At 50.4% G+C, this 19,761-nt stretch carries 16 protein-coding genes and 1 pseudogene; 6 read left to right on the top strand and 11 right to left on the bottom strand.

All coding sequences use genetic code 11. The annotated features are described in order from the left end of the window. Positions 1–17: 17 nt before the first annotated feature. The 3 genes from H6G13_RS11805 to H6G13_RS11795 form a co-directional block, all read right to left on the bottom strand. The gene (locus tag H6G13_RS11805) at positions 18–1,199 is read right to left on the bottom strand and encodes a glycosyltransferase family 4 protein (protein ID WP_190483418.1); all 1,182 of its coding nucleotides are present in this window, start codon (positions 1,197–1,199) and stop codon (positions 18–20) included. Positions 1,200–1,278: 79 nt separating this feature from the next. Further along, positions 1,279–1,848 carry a hypothetical protein gene (locus tag H6G13_RS11800; protein WP_190483417.1) on the bottom strand — a complete coding sequence of 190 codons (570 nt, stop codon included), beginning with the start codon at positions 1,846–1,848 and terminating at the stop codon, positions 1,279–1,281. A gap of 25 nt (positions 1,849–1,873) precedes the next feature. After that, on the bottom strand, positions 1,874–2,578 hold the full coding sequence (locus H6G13_RS11795) for a hypothetical protein (RefSeq protein WP_190483416.1): 705 nt from the start codon (positions 2,576–2,578) through the stop codon (positions 1,874–1,876). A gap of 375 nt (positions 2,579–2,953) precedes the next feature. Here H6G13_RS11795 and H6G13_RS11790 point away from each other — a divergent pair, with 375 nt between their 5' ends. After that, complete coding sequence (locus tag H6G13_RS11790) at positions 2,954–3,847, top strand: AEC family transporter (RefSeq protein ID WP_190483415.1); 894 nt, start codon at positions 2,954–2,956, stop codon at positions 3,845–3,847. 361 nt (positions 3,848–4,208) lie between these two features. Here the strand turns inward: H6G13_RS11790 and H6G13_RS11785 are convergent, their stop codons facing one another. From H6G13_RS11785 to H6G13_RS11760, 7 genes are all read right to left on the bottom strand, one after another. Further along, positions 4,209–4,610 carry a fasciclin domain-containing protein gene (locus tag H6G13_RS11785; protein WP_190483414.1) on the bottom strand — a complete coding sequence of 134 codons (402 nt, stop codon included), beginning with the start codon at positions 4,608–4,610 and terminating at the stop codon, positions 4,209–4,211. A gap of 296 nt (positions 4,611–4,906) precedes the next feature. Next, complete coding sequence (locus tag H6G13_RS11780; RefSeq protein ID WP_190483413.1) at positions 4,907–5,206, bottom strand: hypothetical protein; 300 nt, start codon at positions 5,204–5,206, stop codon at positions 4,907–4,909. 104 nt (positions 5,207–5,310) lie between these two features. Continuing rightward, a complete protein-coding gene (ftsH, locus tag H6G13_RS11775) occupies positions 5,311–7,182 on the bottom strand; it encodes an ATP-dependent zinc metalloprotease FtsH (protein ID WP_190483412.1) in 1,872 nt (623 codons plus the stop codon). Positions 7,183–7,648: 466 nt separating this feature from the next. Further along, positions 7,649–7,822 (bottom strand): NblA/ycf18 family protein, encoded by a 174-nt coding sequence (locus tag H6G13_RS29130; protein ID WP_190483411.1) that lies wholly within the window; start codon positions 7,820–7,822, stop codon positions 7,649–7,651. A gap of 347 nt (positions 7,823–8,169) precedes the next feature. Beyond that, positions 8,170–8,301 carry a hypothetical protein gene (locus H6G13_RS29125; RefSeq protein WP_277882507.1) on the bottom strand — a complete coding sequence of 44 codons (132 nt, stop codon included), beginning with the start codon at positions 8,299–8,301 and terminating at the stop codon, positions 8,170–8,172. Between the two features lie 462 nt (positions 8,302–8,763). Then, positions 8,764–11,082 (bottom strand): NACHT domain-containing NTPase, encoded by a 2,319-nt coding sequence (locus H6G13_RS11765; protein ID WP_190483410.1) that lies wholly within the window; start codon positions 11,080–11,082, stop codon positions 8,764–8,766. Positions 11,083–12,132: 1,050 nt separating this feature from the next. Next, complete coding sequence (locus H6G13_RS11760) at positions 12,133–14,982, bottom strand: PAS domain S-box protein (protein WP_190483409.1); 2,850 nt, start codon at positions 14,980–14,982, stop codon at positions 12,133–12,135. Between the two features lie 300 nt (positions 14,983–15,282). Between H6G13_RS11760 and H6G13_RS11755 the strand changes: the two genes are divergently transcribed. The 4 genes and pseudogenes from H6G13_RS11755 (at position 15,283) to H6G13_RS28675 (ending at position 17,264) form a co-directional block, all read left to right on the top strand. After that, a complete protein-coding gene (locus H6G13_RS11755) occupies positions 15,283–15,882 on the top strand; it encodes a tyrosine-type recombinase/integrase (protein WP_190483408.1) in 600 nt (199 codons plus the stop codon). Between the two features lie 21 nt (positions 15,883–15,903). Next, a complete protein-coding gene (locus H6G13_RS11750) occupies positions 15,904–16,149 on the top strand; it encodes a hypothetical protein (RefSeq protein WP_190483407.1) in 246 nt (81 codons plus the stop codon). Positions 16,150–16,856: 707 nt separating this feature from the next. Beyond that, positions 16,857–16,946, top strand: a pseudogene (locus tag H6G13_RS29425) (hypothetical protein); the annotation flags it as partial. A gap of 69 nt (positions 16,947–17,015) precedes the next feature. Then, positions 17,016–17,264, top strand: coding sequence for a histidine kinase dimerization/phospho-acceptor domain-containing protein (locus tag H6G13_RS28675; RefSeq protein WP_347277467.1), 249 nt, complete (start codon positions 17,016–17,018; stop codon positions 17,262–17,264). Here the strand turns inward: H6G13_RS28675 and H6G13_RS11740 are convergent. Further along, complete coding sequence (locus H6G13_RS11740) at positions 17,261–17,650, bottom strand: barstar family protein (protein ID WP_190483406.1); 390 nt, start codon at positions 17,648–17,650, stop codon at positions 17,261–17,263. The two genes, H6G13_RS28675 and H6G13_RS11740, sit on opposite strands and share 4 nt — an antisense overlap. 354 nt (positions 17,651–18,004) lie before the next feature. Here H6G13_RS11740 and H6G13_RS11735 point away from each other — a divergent pair, with 354 nt between their 5' ends. Next, positions 18,005–19,756 (top strand): ABC transporter ATP-binding protein, encoded by a 1,752-nt coding sequence (locus tag H6G13_RS11735; RefSeq protein WP_190483405.1) that lies wholly within the window; start codon positions 18,005–18,007, stop codon positions 19,754–19,756. Positions 19,757–19,761: the final 5 nt, after the last annotated feature.

Below are 19,761 nucleotides of genomic sequence, written 5' to 3'. Positions count from 1 at the left end.
GTCCCATTCACCATTCCTCATTGCCTATACAACCCTTGTAACAGTGCTTTGAGCTGTGTCTGTTCCTGCATTAAAGAAAAGCGGATGCGGATGAGGTTGCCAGCTCTCTTTCCGATCTCCTGCCGTTCGCTGAGGGGCAGGGATAAGCACTCTAGAACGGCGTCGCCTAGGTGGTGAAGTTGCGATCGCGGCAGCAGAAAGCCGGTCTTGCTAGATTCCATCACCTCCGGGATGCCGCCAGCATCACTGGCGATGCAGCAGCGCTCACAGGCCATAGCCTCTAGCAGGGCATTGGGCAGTCCTTCCCAGAGTGAGGGCTGTAGATACACGTCACATAGGCTCAGGTGGCGAGCAACGGCCTTAGGGTCAGGCAGATGGCCCGTAATCACAATTCGATCCGCTGCTTGGGGGTGGTCGTTAGCAAAGCTCTCGATTAAGGTTTGGGCTGAGGGGCGCACCTCGCCAATGACCAGCAAACAGGCAGGCCGCACCTGCTGAACCTGGGCCAGGGCCTGCAGCAAAAACCGCTGCCCCTTTTTCTCCCGCAGCTCACCAGAAAAGCCCAGTACCGTCTCTTGCGGGGCAATCCCTAGGGACTGCCGCAGCTGGGCCAAGTCATCCGTCGGCCAGTTCGCGTGAAACTCGTCCGTATTCACCACGTTGTGCAGCACCTGCACGTCCTGACGCTGGCTTAGGCACTGCACTTTATGGGCCATGTTCTGGCTGACGGCAGCAATCTGGGTCGCTTGGGCTAAGGTCCACTGCAGGCGGGCAAAGTCACCGGGGGGAAACATGGCCCGATCAACGTCATTACCCCGAGCGCTAACCAGGCTGGGCAATCCTTTGAGCTGGGCAAACCAGACGGCCACAAAGGCAGCTGGAAACAGGTAGTGCCCCCAGACCGCGTGGAAGGGCTGCTCATCGTGGAGCCAGTCCAACACGTTGAGGGTATGGGGCAGGGTCATATCCCACTGGCGGTACAGACCGACTCGATGCACACTCAGGCTGCCAGACGGCGTATCGACCGCTTGACGCATCACCTCCCCCGGCTGCAGGTAGCGGCTCCAGGTCAGTACCTCCAGGCTCAGACCTAACTGGACTAGGCTCTGGGTCAGACGGTCAGCGCTGCGGGAAACGCCTCCCACATCGGACGGAAAGCGTTCGCTGATAAACAGTAGGCGATTTGGAGAACGGGCCAAAAGATTCACAGCTGTACGGTGACTTTTTCTTTATCACAGTACAAATTAAGGTCATGAAGGGTAAAAAGCTATCTCCGCCTCAATTCAATTCGGCCTGTTGGGCTATTCTTCGGGCCGCTTCAATTTCTTGTCTGAGCAGGGCGGCCTCTTCTTTGGCTTCAACCGTCTGTTTTTCAAGCTCAACGGCCATTTCCTGAGCCTCCTGGCCGAGCCGCTGGGCTTTATCGATGGCTTTGCTCAGGTCTGTGGTGGCAGAGTCTATTTCTGCAAAGAGGTCTTTGTATTCCTCAGAGGGCTGATTGAGCCAGTCTTGAAAGGTAATCGGGGAGGGTTGGAGGAGGGCCAGCGCCTTTTCCCACGAGGCTTTTTGGCTGAAGTTGAGCGTTTTAGTCGCTGCAACTTTGGCTTTGAGTTGCAGGGGAGTGGTGACCTGGGCTAAGGCATACACCTCCGCCTTTAGCTCGGAGAGGGTTTTGGGCCGAGCTGATTTAATCTCTGGGTTAGCTCGGAGAAACTCTAGCGCCTCTGCCCAAGAAGATTTGAGCCGTAGGTTGAGGGCGGCTAGAGGTTGGTAACGCGCTTTTAGCTGCCGAGTATTGCTGACCCCGGCTAGCTGATAGACCTCGGTTTTTAGCGCAGGAAGTTCCATGACGGCTAATCTCAACAGTGCCGAGCTAGTTTTTTTGACGTAGCTGCTCCAGGTCTAAGCGTAGCGTTTCGTTTTCTTGCTGGAGTTGCTGGTTTTGTTGAACTGCGATCGCAAGCTGCTGGCGCAAGTCCTGGATAGCGACTCTAGCTTCATCACGCTCTCGCCTGTAGCGATTGGTGTGGGCAACACGACCGCCCAAGCTCTGGTTATTTTTGGCGAGCTCTTTTTTACGCTTTTCAATGACTGCGTACTGTTGCTTAAGCTGCTCAAAGGCTTGGAGCAATTCGGCATAGGCTTTGTCGTTTTCAGACTCAGCTCGTAGGGCTTCATTTTCGGCTTCTAGAATGGAAATTCGAGCCTGGAGCCGTTCAATATCGCGGTCTTTGCCAAAAAGCTTTTCCTGTAGGGCGCGAATTAGGCCAAGAAGCCTGGATTTTTGCTTTTCGACGTCATCTGTGGCTGCCTGCAGCTCAATGACCCGGTCTTTAAGAATGCCCGATCGGCGCTGGAGAACCTGGGCAGTGCATTCGTACTTAATGATGGCGATTATCCGACTGCGTTCGGGTTCTTCCAACCACTGAACTTCTCGACTGCTACGGAGATCGTCGTAGTTAGTGCAATTGTGGCGCAAGTTTTGAGTCTGGATGTGCCCGGCGGATGAAATCAAATCCAGGTTTTTAAGCCGGACTCGCTCATGCCAATAGTCAAAAAGCGCTTTGTTGTCGTCCATCGTCAACTGCTGCAGAAAGTGGCGATTTTACATACTGTTTAGGATACCCAACAGGTAAGTAGGCTAGGCTGCCACTGCCAACGACTTTACACAATCCACAAGACTATTGAAATTAAGGTGATGCTGATGGGCGCGCCGGGATCGATTGCTAAAAGGGATTAAAGGCCAGAGAGTGAAGCGCCTCAAGCCAACAAACTGAAGCAGAACCACAGAGTCAAAACCTGGCGTTGCAACGCATAACGGCAGCAAGGAAACCCCTAGCTAAGGGTACTAAAAACAGCGACGGCAGAAAAACAGCTGCGATCGCAAGTTTGTTCTGGTAAAGCAGATCCTTGGGTTCATGATGTTGAGTGTCCCTCTAGCCTGCCAAACACGATGCTCCATCAAATACTGCCCATGATCCTGGTGTGCCTCATCGGGTATGGGTTAAAGCGGGCCGGAGTATTACGACCAGAGGATACTAAGACCATTGGGAAACTGCTAACCAATCTCGCACTTCCTGCCCTCATTCTGAAGGCCTTAGCAACTACCTCAATCACGCCTGACCTAATCTATTTACCCCTTTCAGCTCTAGTCGTCGTGCTGGGCCTTACCCTGATCGGAGCCCTCTGCCTGCGGGGGCTAAAGTTAGGCAGAGCGACTGCAGGGGTTTTGGTAACCGCATTCCCAACGCTTGAGGCAGGCGCTCTGGGCTATCCCTTGATGCTGATCGCCTTTGGCGACGTTGGCCTAAGCCGCATTGTGCTGTTCGACTTAGCCCACGCCATCTACCTGCTAACCGTTGTATATTGCCTGTCGGCCTGGTCCGGTAAAGCTGACATAACAGCTCAGATGCTCGTCTCTAAACTGGTCAAAACTCCCTTCTTCTGGGCAATTATTTTGGGCCTAGGTCTCAACGTTCTGGGGCTTAACGGCGGTATGTTGCTGAACCTGCTCGACATCGTAGGCGGCAGTTTTTTGCTCCTGGTGCTGCTCCTCCTAGGCCTAGAGTTTCAAATCAATATTTCCGCTCTTGGCCTCTGCCTGCTCTTAGCAGTAATCAAAATGGGCTGTGGATTAGGATTGGGTTGGCTAGTGGCTGGGGTCTTTGGTCTTGATGGAGTTGAGCGGGCAGCAGTACTGGTAGGTTCAGCATTGCCCCCTAGCCTGCTAACTCTGCTATTTGCCCAAGAAAATCATCTAGATACAGGCTTTGCTATCAGCTTAATTTCGGTCGCTATTCCCCTCTCTCTAGTCGTTTTACCGCTAATTATTAGCATCAGTCAATAGTGCCCTTTAAATAACTTTAATTGCATCTATACAGTCCTGGCCAACCTGAGGAAGTCATATAAGACACATCTTCACTGGTTACACCAATTCTTCAAATAGCTGCTGTTCATCCACCCATCCACTCTCCCACCCCCCTATCTGCAGCACTTTTTCTGGAATTAGTATTACCCTGACCCACGAAGCTCGCCTCAGAGTTGTAGGGAGCCGTCTTGGCACACATCGAGCTTGAATAAGAATAGTCCACCCCCTAAACAGGAGATGGACTAACTAAATTCCTTGAAACCATCGGGGCCGTGCCCGTTACTGGTTTCCAGAGGAGTAGTGTTCTAAGAATAGCAGTGGCTACTCTTGGAAGAGGAGGTTATGCAGGCATTAACACAGTATCAATGATATGGATAACGCCATTGTCAGCTGCTACATCAGGGGTGGTAACGGTTGAATCGTTCACCTTAACGCCTGCGGACGCATCAATGCTTACATCTGAACCTTCGACAGTTTTAGCTGATTTCAGCTTTGTGACATCTGCCGCCATTACCTTGCCAGAAACGACATGGTAGGTCAGGATTTTCTTGAGCATGGGAATGTCCTTAAGGAGTCCATCCACCGTGCCAGCAGGCAGCTTAGCAAATGCCTCATCAGTAGGCGCAAAAACTGTAAATGGGCCTTCGCCTTTTAGAGTATCAACCAAGCCAGCGGCTTTTACAGCGGCGACCAAAGTGCTAAAAGAACCGGCATTAACAGCAGTATCAACGATATCAGCCATGGGTATTACCTAGTGTGCGTTGTTGTTGATGTTGTCATCTTAACGATGCTTGACCAACAGTAATTAGTATGACAGCCTGATGTTTGAGAACGGGTTTGATTCGTTGCTTGAGCGATGAGATTTACACATAAAAATCAAATTTGTTCAGATAAAAAGGTTATACACTTCCTATTTAACCAAAACCAAAAATCTACCGCTCAATAAATTAAAAAGAAGGTGCAAGTTTTGAGCTAGCTCAACCCTGTACCTTCTTTATTGGACTTTATTAAAATTTTGAGATTAACGCAATATCTAACCTAATCAAACAATCCGTCTACAGTTTGGCGGAAGGCGATCAGAGCATAGGTTGATTGAAGGGGTTTCAACTCTTCTAGTAACTGGCTAGATATTTCCGACGTGACAACAGTCTTGATTTCAATATTGGTGTTGTACCCTGCCATATCACCCATCCGTCTGCCATGACTTCCTGCGCCCTGCGCCGGAATAATCGTGTAGCCAGACACGTCAAGCTTTGTAAGAAGGTGTATTAACCGATCCTGTAAGACAGCTTCTCCAATAATCGTGACGAGAACACCTTTTGCTAAAGAAGAAGACATAAAAACTCCAAAAATGGTTGTATTGAAAAGACTTAATGTACTAGGTTTGATTCCCTAACTTGGGCTAGTAACCAATACTAGCCCATGATGCCTTGAGCACTATCTTAGCTGACTGATACCGCTTGGACTTGGCTTAACAAATGGTGCAGCTTTTCACCTTCGATCGCTTCGGTTTCCAAAAGCTGCAGGGTGATAGTTTCTAACAAATCACGGTTGCGCATGATAGTATCTAACGCCTGCTGATGAGCTGTCTCAATAATGTCTTTAACCTCGCGATCGATCGCTTCTGAGGTTTTTTCACTCATTGTGCGGCGAGGATTGGGCCTTCCATCTTCTAAAAACGCAGCTCGGTTGCCCTGCTGATATGCCAGTGGCCCTAGAATTTTGCTCATGCCGAAGGTCGTCACCATTTGCTCTGCCAGGTCGGTGGCCCGCTGCAAATCGTTGGATGCGCCAGTCGTGATGCTGTTAAACACAATCTCTTCTGCCGATCGTCCGCCCAGCAGGGTTGCGATTTGTCCCCGCAATTCTGCTTCATCCATCAAGAAGCGATCTTCTGTAGGCAGTTGAAGTGTGTACCCTAGGGCTGCCATACCACGAGAAACAATCGAGATTTTCTCAACGCGACCGCTCCCCGGCATCAGCGAGCCAACCAGTGCATGGCCGACTTCGTGATAGGCAACGATTTTCTTTTCCTTCTCGTTGAGGACGCGGCTTTTCTTCTCGAGTCCAGCCACAACCCGTTCAATCGCCTCGGCAAAGTCGGTCTGTGCCACCGCTTGACGCTGATTTCGGGCGGCTAGCAAGGCTGCTTCATTCACCAAGTTGGCTAGGTCAGCTCCGGCAAAGCCGGGAGTGCGAGTTGCGATCGCTCTTAGATCCACATCGTCACCCAGCTTCACTTTCTGGGAGTGGATGCGGAGAATGGCTTCTCGGCCTGATAATGCTGGACGATCGACTAGCACCTGACGGTCAAACCGACCGGGACGCAACAGGGCAGGATCAAGGACTTCAGGCCGGTTGGTGGCTGCTAGCACAATCACCGGCGCAGCTTCAGCTTCCACCGAAAATCCATCCATCTCAGCCAACAGCTGATTTAGCGTTTGTTCCCGCTCATCATTGCCGCCATAGAAGCCGTTGCTGCTTCGCGACTTGCCGATAGCATCTAACTCATCGATAAATACAATGCAGGGAGCTTGCTTCTTCGCTTGCTCAAACAAATCCCGCACCCGCGAAGAACCCACACCGACAAACATTTCTACAAACTCAGAACCCGAAATACTGAAAAAAGGTACGCCAGCTTCTCCAGCGACGGCTTTTGCCAGCAGTGTTTTACCTGTTCCCGGCGGGCCAACCAGCAGCACACCCTTAGGAATTCGCGCCCCAATCTGGGTATAGCGCCCTGGCGTTTTGAGGAAGTCCACAATCTCAACTAGCTCGGCTTTGGCTTCTTCAACCCCTGCCACATCAGTAAAGGTTGTTTTGGCTGTTTCGCCCTCGACGTATACTTTGGCTTTGCTTTTACCAATCGAGAGCATCCCCTGACCAGCACCGCCAGCGCCACGACGGATAAAGAACTGCCAGATACCCACAAAGATCAGCGGAGGAATCACCCAGCCCAATAGACTGGTCACCCAGCCGTTCTTAGGAGGAGGAGCGGCAGCAAATTCAACGCCTTTCTCTTCGAGTAAACTGGGCAAGTTCAAATCAAAGATAGGCGTTGTTGAGAATACGGATCCAGTTTCCTCATCGCCCGCCTTTAGCTGAAATTGAATCTGATTTTGACTGATCTGCGCCCGGGCAACATCCCCTTCTTGTACCTGGTGAATAAACAGGCTGTAGGGCACTCCAGGGATTTGAGGGCCTAATACGAGAGGCAGAATAAAGCTGGCAATCAGCAATAACACCCCGCCTATTAGAAGAATGTTATTGAGGAACCGAAAGCGTGAGGGAGTTGGTTTATCTTTAATTGGCATGAGGTTAACTACGAATAATAGGGTGTGTTTTCGATTCGCCTGAAGTTACAGAAATCGATGATCACTGTAAAACTAAATGCTGATGGCTGGATTCTTGATCGATTGAACCTTTAGCTGAGTAGATGGCTCAAAGCAGTCATTGTGAGAAAAGCGTGTAGCCGGAACATTCAAGCGCAGTGAAGCCATGCCTCAAGAGCTATAACACCTTCTGTAAAGCAGCTACTACACAAGGACTGTTGCGCCTTACTCGCTGAAGTCATTGAAGTGAACGCAATAACAGCAACGTTTGATTTAGTCTGCCTACTTAGGTGTCAAGCTGCTAAATCACCCGTCCTTTTGACAGTGCCTATTGCCCTGCTTGCTACAGCTCAGGAGCAGCCAACTAAGGTTGCCTCTTTGTCTCACCGTAGAACTAATTTAAGCCTGTGGCACTAGAACTGCTTTCTAAATTAGAGAGAAGCAAGATTCAGTTCCATTCGTGCTTTAGGAGCTCTTGATACATTGTGTTCTGAATCATCATGAGCTTGTACTGCTCAATTAAAAACTCTTGCGCTTGTTCGCGAGACATACCCTGCACTTGGTCTTTAAAGACCCTCAGATTAAACTTCTGATTTATAGTTAGTTCGATTAGCTGATCCATAGCTGTCTCCCATAGCCCAATGAAGGTAGAAGTAGAACTGACATTGGCCGAGAACAGAGCCAGGACTTATGTGTTTCGTTGTGTAAATTCACCATGTATATTAGTATAACAACTATTTACATTGTGTGAATTTTCGAAAAGGATGAGCTATTTTACTTCTTCAACCATAAAAGCTTTATTTGACGAACTACTGCTTAGTGCGTGAGCAGCGGTTTTCTATTTCTGGAGTTGCTGCCTAGGTGGTAGAAACATCCCACCTGCTCATATTGCACAAGCGGTGGGATTAAAAACAACAGTGTAAGATTCCCTTACAAGGAAAAAACAGAGTTAAATCGCATCAGAAAAATCTATTTAGAACCACTAGACGGCCCTGCTGGCGGCCCATCATATCTTTTAGGATCTTTCTTTTGCTTTTTGCTTCCGTCAGATTCTGCTTTTGTTTTTTTAGACTCTCTGTTGCCTTTTTGCTGCTTTGCCATAATACTTCCTCTTCCTTAATCAAAATTTTTAGAAACTATTGAGCGGTAACTAGCAGTGCCCCTGATTTTGCTGCTATTAATCAGGGCAGACTGCCTATTATGGGTCGAATAGGTAGCAGATTTCAAACGGTCATCATGCGCACTGCCGTTCGTTATTTCTACACTAACTAGATGCGGCCTAAAATCTTTTTTTCTATCTGCCTATTGATTGAAACTCATCGACATCCATATTGGTTGCCTCGCAATATGTGACATTGTCGCTGTTTCTATTCTAGTTTATAACTACTTGCTTTAACTGACACAATGGCGAACAACTGTTTGATATGATGATTAATTTGGTTGACTTCAGCTTAATAAGCAGAATAGTTTTTCTCCTATCTTTAGATTTATGCATAGGTCACTGGTCTAGCAGTCGCTGATCTCTATATACTTATGAGAAGCGACAGCAACGGCTACATCTACTCAATTTCCCTGCCACTCCCGATCTTCGAGTTCCTTTTGGGGTAATAACAAGGTAGCCTCAATTTCTTGCCGAATTGCTGCTGTAATTTCGCAATCGCTGTTCAAGCAATCAATCAGAAGTTGATTGGCGTCGTAATAGTTCTTTAGCACTTGCTGCTGCTCAGGAGTAAACTGCCAAGAATGATGAATATTTCGGTAATTAGCGGTTATGCTCTTCAGTTGTTCTACCCAGGCAGAATAGTGCGTCTGCCACCAAATCTGAAACCGTTCTTGGTTTTGATCGGGCGATGGCAACTGCTCCCTTAACTGCTGCAGAGATTTGTAGAACCCAGCATCTAGGACCATGACCATAATATTTTTAAGTGCCTCACTACACGCATTCGCGTGGGCAAAATCTTGGCTGTGATTTGCGGCGCACTCTAGCAGCAAGCTATCTAAGGCTGCATCTAAAAACATCCCCTGATCGAGGGTGCTAGCTAAGGCGAAGTGGGCCATTGTGTGAGGAGTCTGGGCAAGGGCAAGATAAAACGCTCGCGAGGCGGCTATTTTAGGCGGGGAGACAACAGCTTGCGATTTTTGGCTTGCCCATATCAAGAATTCCTGTAGATAGGGATCTTGAGCGACTAGGGCATCAATTTGCTGCTTCATTAGCTGCACCAGTGAATCAGCGCTTCGTAACATTGCAGCTGTTAATAGAAAGACTTCGCGCCAGTGCTGATCTGTTATGTGGCTAACCAATCCTTCTAAAGCCTGTTCTAAAGCTCGCAGATTGTGGCTGGCAACGATTTCTCGAGCCGTGAAATATTCTTGAAAAGCCAAATAAGAAAAAGAAAATATGCCCCGTGCCCGTTCGGTAAGCAAGCCGTGTTGAGCCTCAATGGCATTCAGCATGGCCTCGCTTTCGAGCTGCAATTCTTCAGGTTCCAGGGACACGCCTGGTAAATTCCGCAAATAGTCCCCGATGTACTGCTCAATCGTGCGTTGCTCAAAAAAGTACTGCCCTTGTTCGAAGGTGACGGCGGCTAGCTGGCTCAGCAGCCTCAACTTCTGAGGTAATAAGAAGCCTCGATAGACGTCATCGCGTTCTACTCCTTTCGCCTCGTCCCACTGGCCTAGAAGCAGATCTAGCCCTTGCTTATAAAATTCGCTGCGCTTGGCTGGCAACTTTCCTCGCCCGTAAAATACCCAACAAGCAAGGTGCAGAAATAAAGGGGTCACCACCAATTGTCGAAACTGCCAGTTTTCTGGCAAGTCCAACTTTTGCATAAACTGAGTAGATTGATTTTGTCCCAGTTGATCTGTTGTTTTGGTGAGTGCCACAAACCACTTTTGCGCGAAGGTTGTGATTTGAGCCTGGGTAAAGGGGGCGATTTCGACATCGGTAAAGCCCCGAAGCTGCAGCTTTTGGGCAGCAGTACGACAAGATGCTACAAACCGATTTTTGTGATACTTTTCTGAAAACTTGCGAATTTCTCTCAGAACGGCTGTAACGTCCTGATTCAGCAGTTCATCCATGCCGTCTAACAACAGCAAGACTCGGCCCGTTTTGAGTAAAGTCTCAGGCGCAGACGAGTTGGAAATGCCGGCAGTGAGGAAGGTCTGGCGAATGTAGCTCAAGAGGCTGAATTTGCCGTTGTCCCTAGACTCTTCAGCAAAATCTCTGAGGGTGATGAAGATGGGGACTTGGTGAGCGGCAAATTCGCCTCGGTTGCACTGGATTGCTAGATGCTGCAAGAAGGTTGTTTTTCCTACACCGGGTTTGCCCAGAACTCTGAGTTTTGAGTAGGTTTCGACTGCCTGTATTCCCGGTATTTGCTTCTGCTCGATCGTCCCTAAACCAACACGATCGAACTCGACAGGCTCTAAGCTTTGCAGGGCATCTATCTCAAACCATTGCTGGCTAGCAATTTCCTCCAAGATATTGACATCGACATAAATATCATCAATGTTAACCGGGCGGTTAATGTCTAATAGCTGCAGGATTCCACACTGATTTTGAATGGTGTCGCAATATTGCGATCGCACCTGCTGCACCAGCTCATCGAGATCCTGAGTAACAGCCTTAGCCGTCTCTCCGAGCTGCGGAAAGTCTTCAGGCGGATTTTCCGAAATGTCTCGCCACTCTAAATCGAGGATCAAACAAAGGGCTAAAAAAATCTGCCGGTCTACAGGTTGCCCTGTGAAAAACCTCCAGATCGGCTGGCGGGTCTTTAGATTCACCTCGCTTGCTAAATTTTCCTGCGTCCACCCCTTCAGCGCAAACGCTCGTTTAGCCCGCTGAATTCCAGTAGGAGATGCCTGGAGTGACCGCTTGACCATGAAGTAAATAACTCATAATTAAGACCGGGAATTCAAACTTTTATAAAAACAGGAATTTTGCAGGCTTCTTTATAGTATGTGCTTTTAGCGCCAGTGAAATCATACAGGATTCAGAGCAGCTATTTAACTACCCTGCAGGCACAATTAAATCAAACGTTTCTGTTGTGGAAAAGTCAGCTAGTAGGCATCAACCTTTAGTATGAGAAAAGAGTTGAGATTTCCTTGAAGTAGCAGAAATCCATTTGATTGGCTGGAAACGGAGCCATCTCCCTCACTAAGCAGCAGCAGGAAGCTTTAGAAAATCATGAAACTCAGGCTTTCCGTCGTTACTGTAGGGATGCCTGAACTTGCTAACTCAGCAGACTACCACAGCCTCTGACTGAAAAGGAAGTAGCCTAAATTGAGTTTGATTTTGAGAGGGAGGCAGAGTCCTCTCAAATATCCTTCGTAGGAGGGGCCTCTACAGCTGCACAACAAAATATAACAGAGCAGGGTACAGCTCTTACTTCTTTGCTCTGTGCGTTGATAGGACATTGGACTGATGAGGCGGGTCGCTATTGTTGATGATAATGAGGCATGGTGCTTTGCGCTTGCTTGCTGTCTAGAGCAGCAAGGGTTCGAAGTAGCTACCTTTCAGGATCCTTTTCAATTTATCCCGGTTGCCCATCAGTTTGACCTAGCTCTGGTTGACTTTTGCATCCCTCCCAAGCGGTATCGAAGAGACTTAGACGGGGCCGGACTAATCTGCGAGATCAAGGAAAATCTTGAAGTCCCCCCGCTGCTAGTGCTGATGTCTGCTTTCCTGACACCTGATATTCTGGAGTCAGCAAAGTCTATCTGTCCATCAGCCGATGCTTTTATAAGTAAGGGCTCTGGCCTAAATTTTATTCTTTTGGAAATCAATCAGATCATCTCCAGCCGAATCCCAATGGAAGAGTCTGATGAACCCGTCAAAACAGAAGAATTAGCCGTATAAAGGGGCGTTTAATAGGGATTGAAACGATGTTGCGATCGCTTTTGCCCTAGTGCTTAGAGAGTCAGGCCAAAAGTTTACGGCTTGACCAACGCTGCGATCCTAGCCATCAGCTGCTGGGGCTCGACTGGCTTTGCTAAATGAACCTGAAATCCGGCCTCAAGCGCGCGCTGCTGATTGGTCTCACCCGCGTAGGCAGTTAGAGCCACCGCTGGAATGCTTCGATTGTGTTGAGCCGGTAAAGTGCGAACCTGACGAATCAAGGCATAACCATCCATCTCTGTCATCCCAATATCGCTGATTAGCAGGTCAAATTGATCCTGAGTCAACGTGTGGAGTGCTCTAGCCGCAGAAGAGACCGCAGTAACAGCTGCGCCTTCCTGCTCCAAAAGCACCTTGAGCAACTCTAGAGAATCGCTTTCATCATCCACTACCATGACTCGCAGATTCTCTAAATTCAGAGGCTGGTGGTTAAAGAAATCAGGTTTGTAGACATTCAAGGTAGGCATCGACGGCAGTTGCACTGTAAAGATTGCTCCCTGCCCTTCCCCGGCACTCGCGGCGGTAATGGTGCCGCCGTGCGCTTCAACCACTTGCCGAGCGATCGCTAGTCCCAATCCTAATCCGCCAAAAGAACGCGTTGTAGAACTGTCTTGTTGCTGAAACAACTCAAACACGTGGGGCAAAAATGTGGGCTGAATGCCCTTGCCAGTGTCGCTCACCTGAATTTGAACGTTGCGATCGCACTGGGTGAGCTGCAGTCTTACCCGACCCCCTGCAGGCGTAAATTTAATCGCATTCGACAATAGATTCCAGATCACCTGCTGTAGTCTGCTGGCATCTCCCCTGACTTGGCCTACCGATGGCTCTAGAAATACTTCAAGCTCAATGGCTTTGGCTTCTGCTGCCAACCGCACGGTTTCTAGAGCCTCTGTGATTGGCCTTGATAAGGCAACAGAAGCAAAGTTTAAAGTAATTTTGCCACGAATAATGCGAGAGATATCTAAGAGATCGTCGATCAGCTGTACCTGCTGTTTGGCATTGCTCTCAATCGTGGTTAACCCCTGCTGCAGCCTAATGGAGCTGACCTGCGGGGATTGCAGTAGCTTTGCCCAGCCCAAAATTGGGTTGAGCGGCGTTCGCAGTTCGTGGGAGAGAACGGCCAAAAATTCGTCTTTCATGCGGTTGGCGCGTTCTGCGGCTTCCCGCGCTGCCTGCTCTTGTTGGAGCAACTTTTCTCGCTGGGTTTCAATTGCTTTGCGATCGCTAATATCTTTAAACAGAACAGCAACTTTGTGGTTCTCTAGCTGCTCGATGGGAAATGCATACACCTCAAACCAGCGATTCATGACATCAGAGCCGTTTTCAAAACGAACAGGTTCACCCGTGAGAGCTACTTTGCCATACGTTTCAAACCAAAATTCTTCTAGTGTGGGCACGAGTTGACGGGCCGTTTTACCCACTGCTTGATAAAGCCCACTTTGCCGTTCAAAAGCAGGGTTACTTTCTAAGAAGCGATAGTCAATTGGCGTCGTGTTTTCATCAAACAATACTTCAATGACGCAAAAGCCATCTTCCATCGTCTCAAACAGCGTACGATAGCGTTCCTCCGATTGGCGCAGAGCAGCCTCTACCCGTTTGCGCTCAGTAATCTCTTCACAAACGGTGCTAATGCCAATGACACGCTCGCCATCTTTTAAGGGCAAAAAGCTCTCTAGCCAAACTCGCTGTACGCCTGGGTGAGCAGGCGTTTCCCCAACGATTTCAACATTTAACCGGGGCTCGCCGGTTTCTAGAATGGGTCGCAGGATGTGTTCAGCAGCGTCAGCCATTTCTGGCAGCAACTCTCGCACAGTGCGTCCAATGTGCGTTTCGGCAGAAATTCCATTCATCTCTGCCAATCGCTGATTGATTCGGACAAAGCGCAAATCGGTATCGAGAACATTCAGCCCGATTGGGGCAGACTGGTAGAGGGTTTCAATTTCAGCCAGCTGCCGTTGCAATATTTCCCGGCTCTCTTGCAGCGCCGCATTTGCCTGTTCTAACTGGGCAGTTCGCTCGGCAACGCGCTGTTCTAGGTCTTGGTTAACACGCTGTAGAGCCGCCTCTAGTTCCCGCCGTTCCGTGACATCGGTATGGGAGCCGACTATCCGCAGCACCTTGCCAGCCTCATCCCAAATTGCCTGACCGCGATCAAGAATCCACTTATAGGTACCGTCTTTGCACAACACCCGATGCTCGTTGATATAAAACGGCGTTTTTTGAGCAAAGTGGTTTTGAATTGACTGCGTTACCGATATCAAATCATCAGGATGTACCCGCTTTTTCCATTCATCAAAATGATTGTCAATTTCGTGGGCCTTATAGCCCAACATCGTCTTCCAACGGGTTGAGAAAAACACTTCGTCCGTCTGCACGTTCCAATCCCAAATCCCGTCGTTACTGCCCCGAAGGGCTAGCTGCCAGCGTTCCTCGCTTTCTCTCAGGGCTGCTTCAGTCTGTTTTTGCTGGGTTATGTCGCGGGCGACGCAGTATATCATCCCCTGGTCAACCTGGGGGGATGCAGTCCAGGCCAGCCATCGGTAGCAGCCATCTTTTGTTCTGTAGCGATTCTCGAAAGCGAGCGTGGGAGCTCCCCTGTTCAGCTTCTCCATTTCTGCCAAGGTGGCGGGGTGATCGTCTAGGTGCACAAAGTCCAGAAAAGGACTGGCTAGAAATTCTGCTTCGCAATAGCCCAGAGTCTGGGTAAACATAGGGTTGATCCGCTTGAAGTAGCCATCTAGACCGATGACTGACAGCAAATCGAGCGATCGCGCAAAGAAAAAGGCTTCCTCGGATATTGCCTCAGAGCGATCCTGCACCTGCACAACAGCTAAAGAAGCAATTTCAGGATGACCTTGCGAGCGAGCAGTTTCTTCAGAAGGCATAACTCGACGGGGGTGAGAGGAAGCAGAATGACCGGCAGACGATGTTGGGAAATCGAACCTTACTAGGTAAACCCTAGCTAAAATCAACGTTTTCTAAACCTTAATTTAAACAACCTCTAGAAACACTTAGGAAATAGTTAACTGACGAAGAGAGCAGAACCTGCGATCGCACTAGATTGGGTAAGTCCTCCCCAGATATGACCAAATTCCCTCTGATCAGGCTTACGCAGCAGAAGTTTTGTCTCACTAAGTTATTGAGCTTATACTGGGGCAATCTAACGAGTTTTCAGGCATCACTTTATGGCCTTCAAAAGGGGCGAAAATCCAAACCGCCCGCTCCCAGGCACCACCATTCGAGTAGAGCCGATTCGCGATCTGGCGGCAATTAAGCGCATTAAGAAGCTGCTGCGAGACCAGCCACGGGACTTGTGCCTATTTACGCTGGGCATTAATACGGCGTTTCGAGCTAATGAGATGCTCTCGCTTCGGGTAGGTCAGGTGCGATCGCTTAAGGTGGGGGATGTGCTCGAGATAAAGCAGTCAAAGACAGACAAATACCGGCAGGTAACCGCCAATCGGCCAGTGGTCGAGAGCATTCAGGGATGGCTAGCAGTGAGCAATCCTGATGAGGCGCAGTTTTTGTTTCGAAGTCAGCGGGGGGTGTTGACAGTGCCAACTGTGAGCACACTGGTCAAGACCTGGTGCCGTCATGTGGGCCTCAAGGGCAACTACGGCAGCCATACCCTACGCAAGACCTGGGGCTACTGGCAGCGGATGGAGCGAGGAACGGCAGTACCGCTGCTAATGGAAGCCTTTGGGCATACTACGCAGCAGCAGACGCTAGCGTATTTGGGCATTCAGTCAGAAGAAATTGCTCAGATCTACGATCTAGAGCTTTAGGCCGTATCTACAGGGGGAGTGATGCCGACATACGAGATGGAGCTGTGGCAGACGCACCGATGGCAGAAGGAAACGCGCTACTACATCTGCCGTTTGGAGCAAGACTTGTTTGGTCAGTGGCTGATCAGCTCTGAGTGGGGCGGGCTACGGGTAGGGCGGCGACGGTTGCGGGAAGAACTGTACGACACCTATGACCTAGCACTCGCCCGCCTAGAGCAGGTGAACCGCAAGCGAATAAGGAGGAAGTATGAGCGGGCGCTCTGGTAGAAGTTCCAATCAGATAGAGCCGGAGAGGATTTTTGAGTTTTGTCAGGCTCATCTCAACCTAACAACTTCGGACGTAGAGCAAAATTTTCTTGCACTCTCCCTGGCCTCAGAACCGCATTTGCCTAACTGCTGAACTTTGCTTGCTTACTTTTAAGCCGCTGTGACAACAAGAAGCCATAGTTAGAGTGACTAACACTGGGAAATCGACGATTTTTGGGACAAAACATTGCTTGCCCTGTCTTCTGACCGGTCTGGGTCAGGATCTCGTACTCACCACTGACAGGAACAATTTCATTAGGGCGATAAACGTAGGAGTTGCCAACGCGCATAAGTTGAGTGGACTCTCTACTACAAAGCACAACCTTACATCTATTGTGTTGTCTCTCACTGATTCCCCCAACCCTCAAGGGAGGCATTGAGGAACGTTTCAATCTGCTGTTTTCGAAGCCCGTAGGAAGACCTCAGGTTCTTTCTTTAGAGGGTCTCATGGCAAATTACTGAGCAAGCTCTCCGCTTGTAAGTGAGTAGCCTAAGTTAAACAGGGTGTCACTGTATTCGCTTTGGCGAGAAGCTGTGCCGGAGTTTGTCCAAATCATTTCTAAAGGTAGAGTCTGCATTTATGCTTATTCATGGATGATTCGCATAACGAATGCCATAAATAGTCTCTACAATTTTACCCTACTGTAAAGCTTGTTTGCTCGGCTGGCATCACGGCTTATGCTGGTCAGCCCTTAATCGTCCAGGGACGGCTGCTGGGAGCGCTATCGTTTGCCAGCCGCACCCGCAGCCACTTTACCCCAGAAGAAGCGGCCCTGCTGCAATCGACCTGTGATCAAATAGCGATTGCCCTTGAGCGAACGAACTTAGTGAGTTCGATTCAGCAACAGGCCGAGCAGTTGCGCCGTGCGAACCAGGTAAAAGACGAATTCTTAGCCGTACTGTCGCACGAGTTGCGAGCGCCACTCAACCCTATTTTGGGCTGGACCCGCCTGCTGCAAAGCGGCAAGCTAAACCCAACCCGTCAACGCGAAGCCCTAGCAACTATTGAACGCAACACTAAACTGCAGTCGCAGCTCATTGAAGACTTGCTCGACATTTCCCGCATTGTGTTCTAGTCTTCGTTTGCCGCCAAAACTAGCTCAATGTGCGGGTGTTTTTGAATCAGCGTCACCAGCCAGTCATACACCGTTGGCCCCTGGTCTCGCAGCGCCGCTCGCAGCGCCCAAGCTGTCTTGATCAACACCGTAGGCGGGCAGTCTCGCAGCTGCCGAGTGAGCTGGCGCACGGTCTCTGGATAGCCCAGCGCCACCTGAGAGCAGTCAGCATGGTGCCAAACAAGCCGAAATACCTCTGGAAGTTGCCCGTAGTCGCCTCGCAGCACTTCGTTGAGCGCATCTAGGTTTTCTCCCCAGGGCTGCCCGCCCAGCAAAGCGCGACCGATTTCGGCATAAAACCCCTCAAGCGTAGCAATCTGGCGACCATCGAGCGTATATTCCAGCATCTGCTTATCTCCCTCGGTGCAAGCAGAGCATTCAACCCCTAACGATAGGTCGTTGTGGGTGCGCCCAGCCCTTTTGTCGGTTGGTGTCGAGCTTGCTAGACTCAACAAACCCCTGGAACTGCCAGGTTTCGCTGAGCCTCAACTCAACCTGCGAGAGCTAGCGTTTCGTTCTAGCCTCTAAACATTATGGTTACCGCATGGCTTTACAGGGGCCACCTAGGGGTAGGAGTTGGCGGTGTTGGGGTGCCCTGGTCTAGCAAGCTCCGTATACAATTCTGACACCCATCAAGTAACCTTCAAGACAGTTCCCTACGGCTCTCAAGCAAGGGGCTTTGGTAGTAGGGGTGAGGACTTATGGTGAGTGCATCAGATCATTCTGCTCAGCTGCTGACTCAATACCTGAGACCCCAACGGCTACAGATGGTAGGGCTGGCTGTGACGCTGCTGGGCGGTATAGGGCTACAAATTCTCAATCCGCAGATCGTTCGCTACTTTATTGATACGGCGGTAGCGGGTCAGGCTCAAGGGGCGCTGGTGGGAGCAGCCCTGTTGTTTATCGCGGTGGCTGCGGTCAGGCAAGGGCTTGCGATCGCAGCCACCTACTTTAGCGAAACCGTGTCTTGGAGCGTGACCAATCAACTGCGGCTGGATCTGGCAAATCATTGCCTTAAACTAGATCTGGCGTTTCATAAGGCGCATACCTCCGGCGAACTGGTAGAGCGCGTCGATGGCGATGTTGACGCTCTATCCCGGTTTTTCTCCCAGTTTGTAATTCAGGTAGTTGGCAATGTCCTGCTGCTGCTGGGTGTGGTGGGGGTGCTGTTTTTAGAAGATTGGCGAGCGGGGTTGGCGCTGGGCCTCTTTGCTCTGGCCGCTTTGGGGGTGCTCAGCGGGTTGCGGGCTGTCGCCGTTCGCCCCTGGCGCACCTACCGCCAGGTGACGGCTGAGTTTTACGGCTTTGTGGTTGAGCACCTAAGCGGGCGCGAAGATATTCGCGCCAATGGGGCAGTTGACTACGTTATGGCGCGGTTTTACGGCCTGCTGCAGAGCTGGCTGCCCGTCTTTCAGCAGGCTCGCTTTAGCAGCACCCTGCTGTGGGGCAGCAGTGTGGGTCTGTTCACGGTGGGCAATGCGATCGCACTGGCCCTAGGCGCGTACCTGTGGCAGCAAAACGCCATTACTGTTGGCACCGTCTACCTGCTGTTTGACTACACCAACCTCCTGCAAGAGCCCATCGAGCGCATTCGGGAGGAACTAGAGCAACTGCAGCAGGCCGAGGCCAGCCTCCAGCGTGTTCGTGACTTACTGGCGCAACAGCCCCAGCAGCGCTCCGAAGGGCAGGCCGTTTTACCCACCAGTGCCCTGTCTGTGACCTTTGATCGAGTCTGGTTCCGCTATCCCGATGAATCTAGCGGCTGGACCTTGCAAGATCTGACCTTTGATCTGCCTGCCGGACAAGTCTTGGGCCTTTTGGGCCGCACTGGCAGCGGCAAGAGCACCCTAGCCCGGCTGCTGCTGCGGCTGTACGAACCACAGCAGGGCAGCATTCGCCTTGGCCCCCTTGAGCTGAATCAGATTCCTCTGGCAGCCCTGCCTCAGCAGGTGGGCCTAGTCACCCAAGACGTGCAGCTCTTTCAAACCACTGTGCGCCACAACCTAACTTTCTTCAGCCCCCACGTTGATGACGCAGCTCTGCTCACAGTTTTAGACGATCTGGGGCTGAGGCCCTGGCTGCAGTCCCTACCCCAAGGACTCGACACCGAGCTAGGGCCCGACGGCGGCGGTCTCTCTGCAGGCCAAGCCCAACTGCTGGCCTTTGCCCGCGTTTTTCTCAAAAACCCGGGCCTAGTGATTCTCGATGAGGCCTCGTCTCGCCTCGATCCGCAGACCGAACTCCTGATTGAACGAGCCGTTGATCGCCTACTGGCAGGGCGCACCGGTATCATCATTGCCCATCGGCTGAAAACGATTCAAAGGGCCGATCAAATTTTGATTTTGGATCAGGGCCAGATTTTAGAAGCCGGTAGGCGGGATCAGCTGGAGAATCAGCCAAATTCACGGTTCGCACAGCTGTTGCGGCTGGGGGCAGGGGCATTGTTGGGGTAAAGAGA

Source organism: Pseudanabaena sp. FACHB-2040 (assembly GCF_014696715.1).
Taxonomy (GTDB): domain Bacteria; phylum Cyanobacteriota; class Cyanobacteriia; order Phormidesmidales; family Phormidesmidaceae; genus JACVSF01.
The sequence above is the reverse complement of the archived record's forward strand: the minus strand, read 5'-3'. Positions and strand labels throughout refer to the sequence as shown.

What these genes read in the sequence shown, in the direction of transcription:
- H6G13_RS11800 (WP_190483417.1), bottom strand. Translation starts at nt 1,848, where the DNA reads ATGGAACTTCCTGCGCTAAAAACCGAGGTCTATCAGCTAGCCGGGGTC.
- H6G13_RS11795 (WP_190483416.1), bottom strand. Translation starts at nt 2,578, where the DNA reads ATGGACGACAACAAAGCGCTTTTTGACTATTGGCATGAGCGAGTCCGG.
- H6G13_RS11790 (WP_190483415.1), top strand. Translation starts at nt 2,954, where the DNA reads ATGCTCCATCAAATACTGCCCATGATCCTGGTGTGCCTCATCGGGTAT.
- H6G13_RS11785 (WP_190483414.1), bottom strand. Translation starts at nt 4,610, where the DNA reads ATGGCTGATATCGTTGATACTGCTGTTAATGCCGGTTCTTTTAGCACT.
- H6G13_RS11780 (WP_190483413.1), bottom strand. Translation starts at nt 5,206, where the DNA reads ATGTCTTCTTCTTTAGCAAAAGGTGTTCTCGTCACGATTATTGGAGAA.
- ftsH (WP_190483412.1), bottom strand. Translation starts at nt 7,182, where the DNA reads ATGCCAATTAAAGATAAACCAACTCCCTCACGCTTTCGGTTCCTCAAT.
- H6G13_RS29130 (WP_190483411.1), bottom strand. Translation starts at nt 7,822, where the DNA reads ATGGATCAGCTAATCGAACTAACTATAAATCAGAAGTTTAATCTGAGG.
- H6G13_RS29125 (WP_277882507.1), bottom strand. Translation starts at nt 8,301, where the DNA reads ATGGCAAAGCAGCAAAAAGGCAACAGAGAGTCTAAAAAAACAAAAGCA.
- H6G13_RS11765 (WP_190483410.1), bottom strand. Translation starts at nt 11,082, where the DNA reads ATGGTCAAGCGGTCACTCCAGGCATCTCCTACTGGAATTCAGCGGGCT.
- H6G13_RS11760 (WP_190483409.1), bottom strand. Translation starts at nt 14,982, where the DNA reads ATGCCTTCTGAAGAAACTGCTCGCTCGCAAGGTCATCCTGAAATTGCT.
- H6G13_RS11755 (WP_190483408.1), top strand. Translation starts at nt 15,283, where the DNA reads ATGGCCTTCAAAAGGGGCGAAAATCCAAACCGCCCGCTCCCAGGCACC.
- H6G13_RS11750 (WP_190483407.1), top strand. Translation starts at nt 15,904, where the DNA reads ATGCCGACATACGAGATGGAGCTGTGGCAGACGCACCGATGGCAGAAG.
- H6G13_RS11740 (WP_190483406.1), bottom strand. Translation starts at nt 17,650, where the DNA reads ATGCTGGAATATACGCTCGATGGTCGCCAGATTGCTACGCTTGAGGGG.
- H6G13_RS11735 (WP_190483405.1), top strand. Translation starts at nt 18,005, where the DNA reads ATGGTGAGTGCATCAGATCATTCTGCTCAGCTGCTGACTCAATACCTG.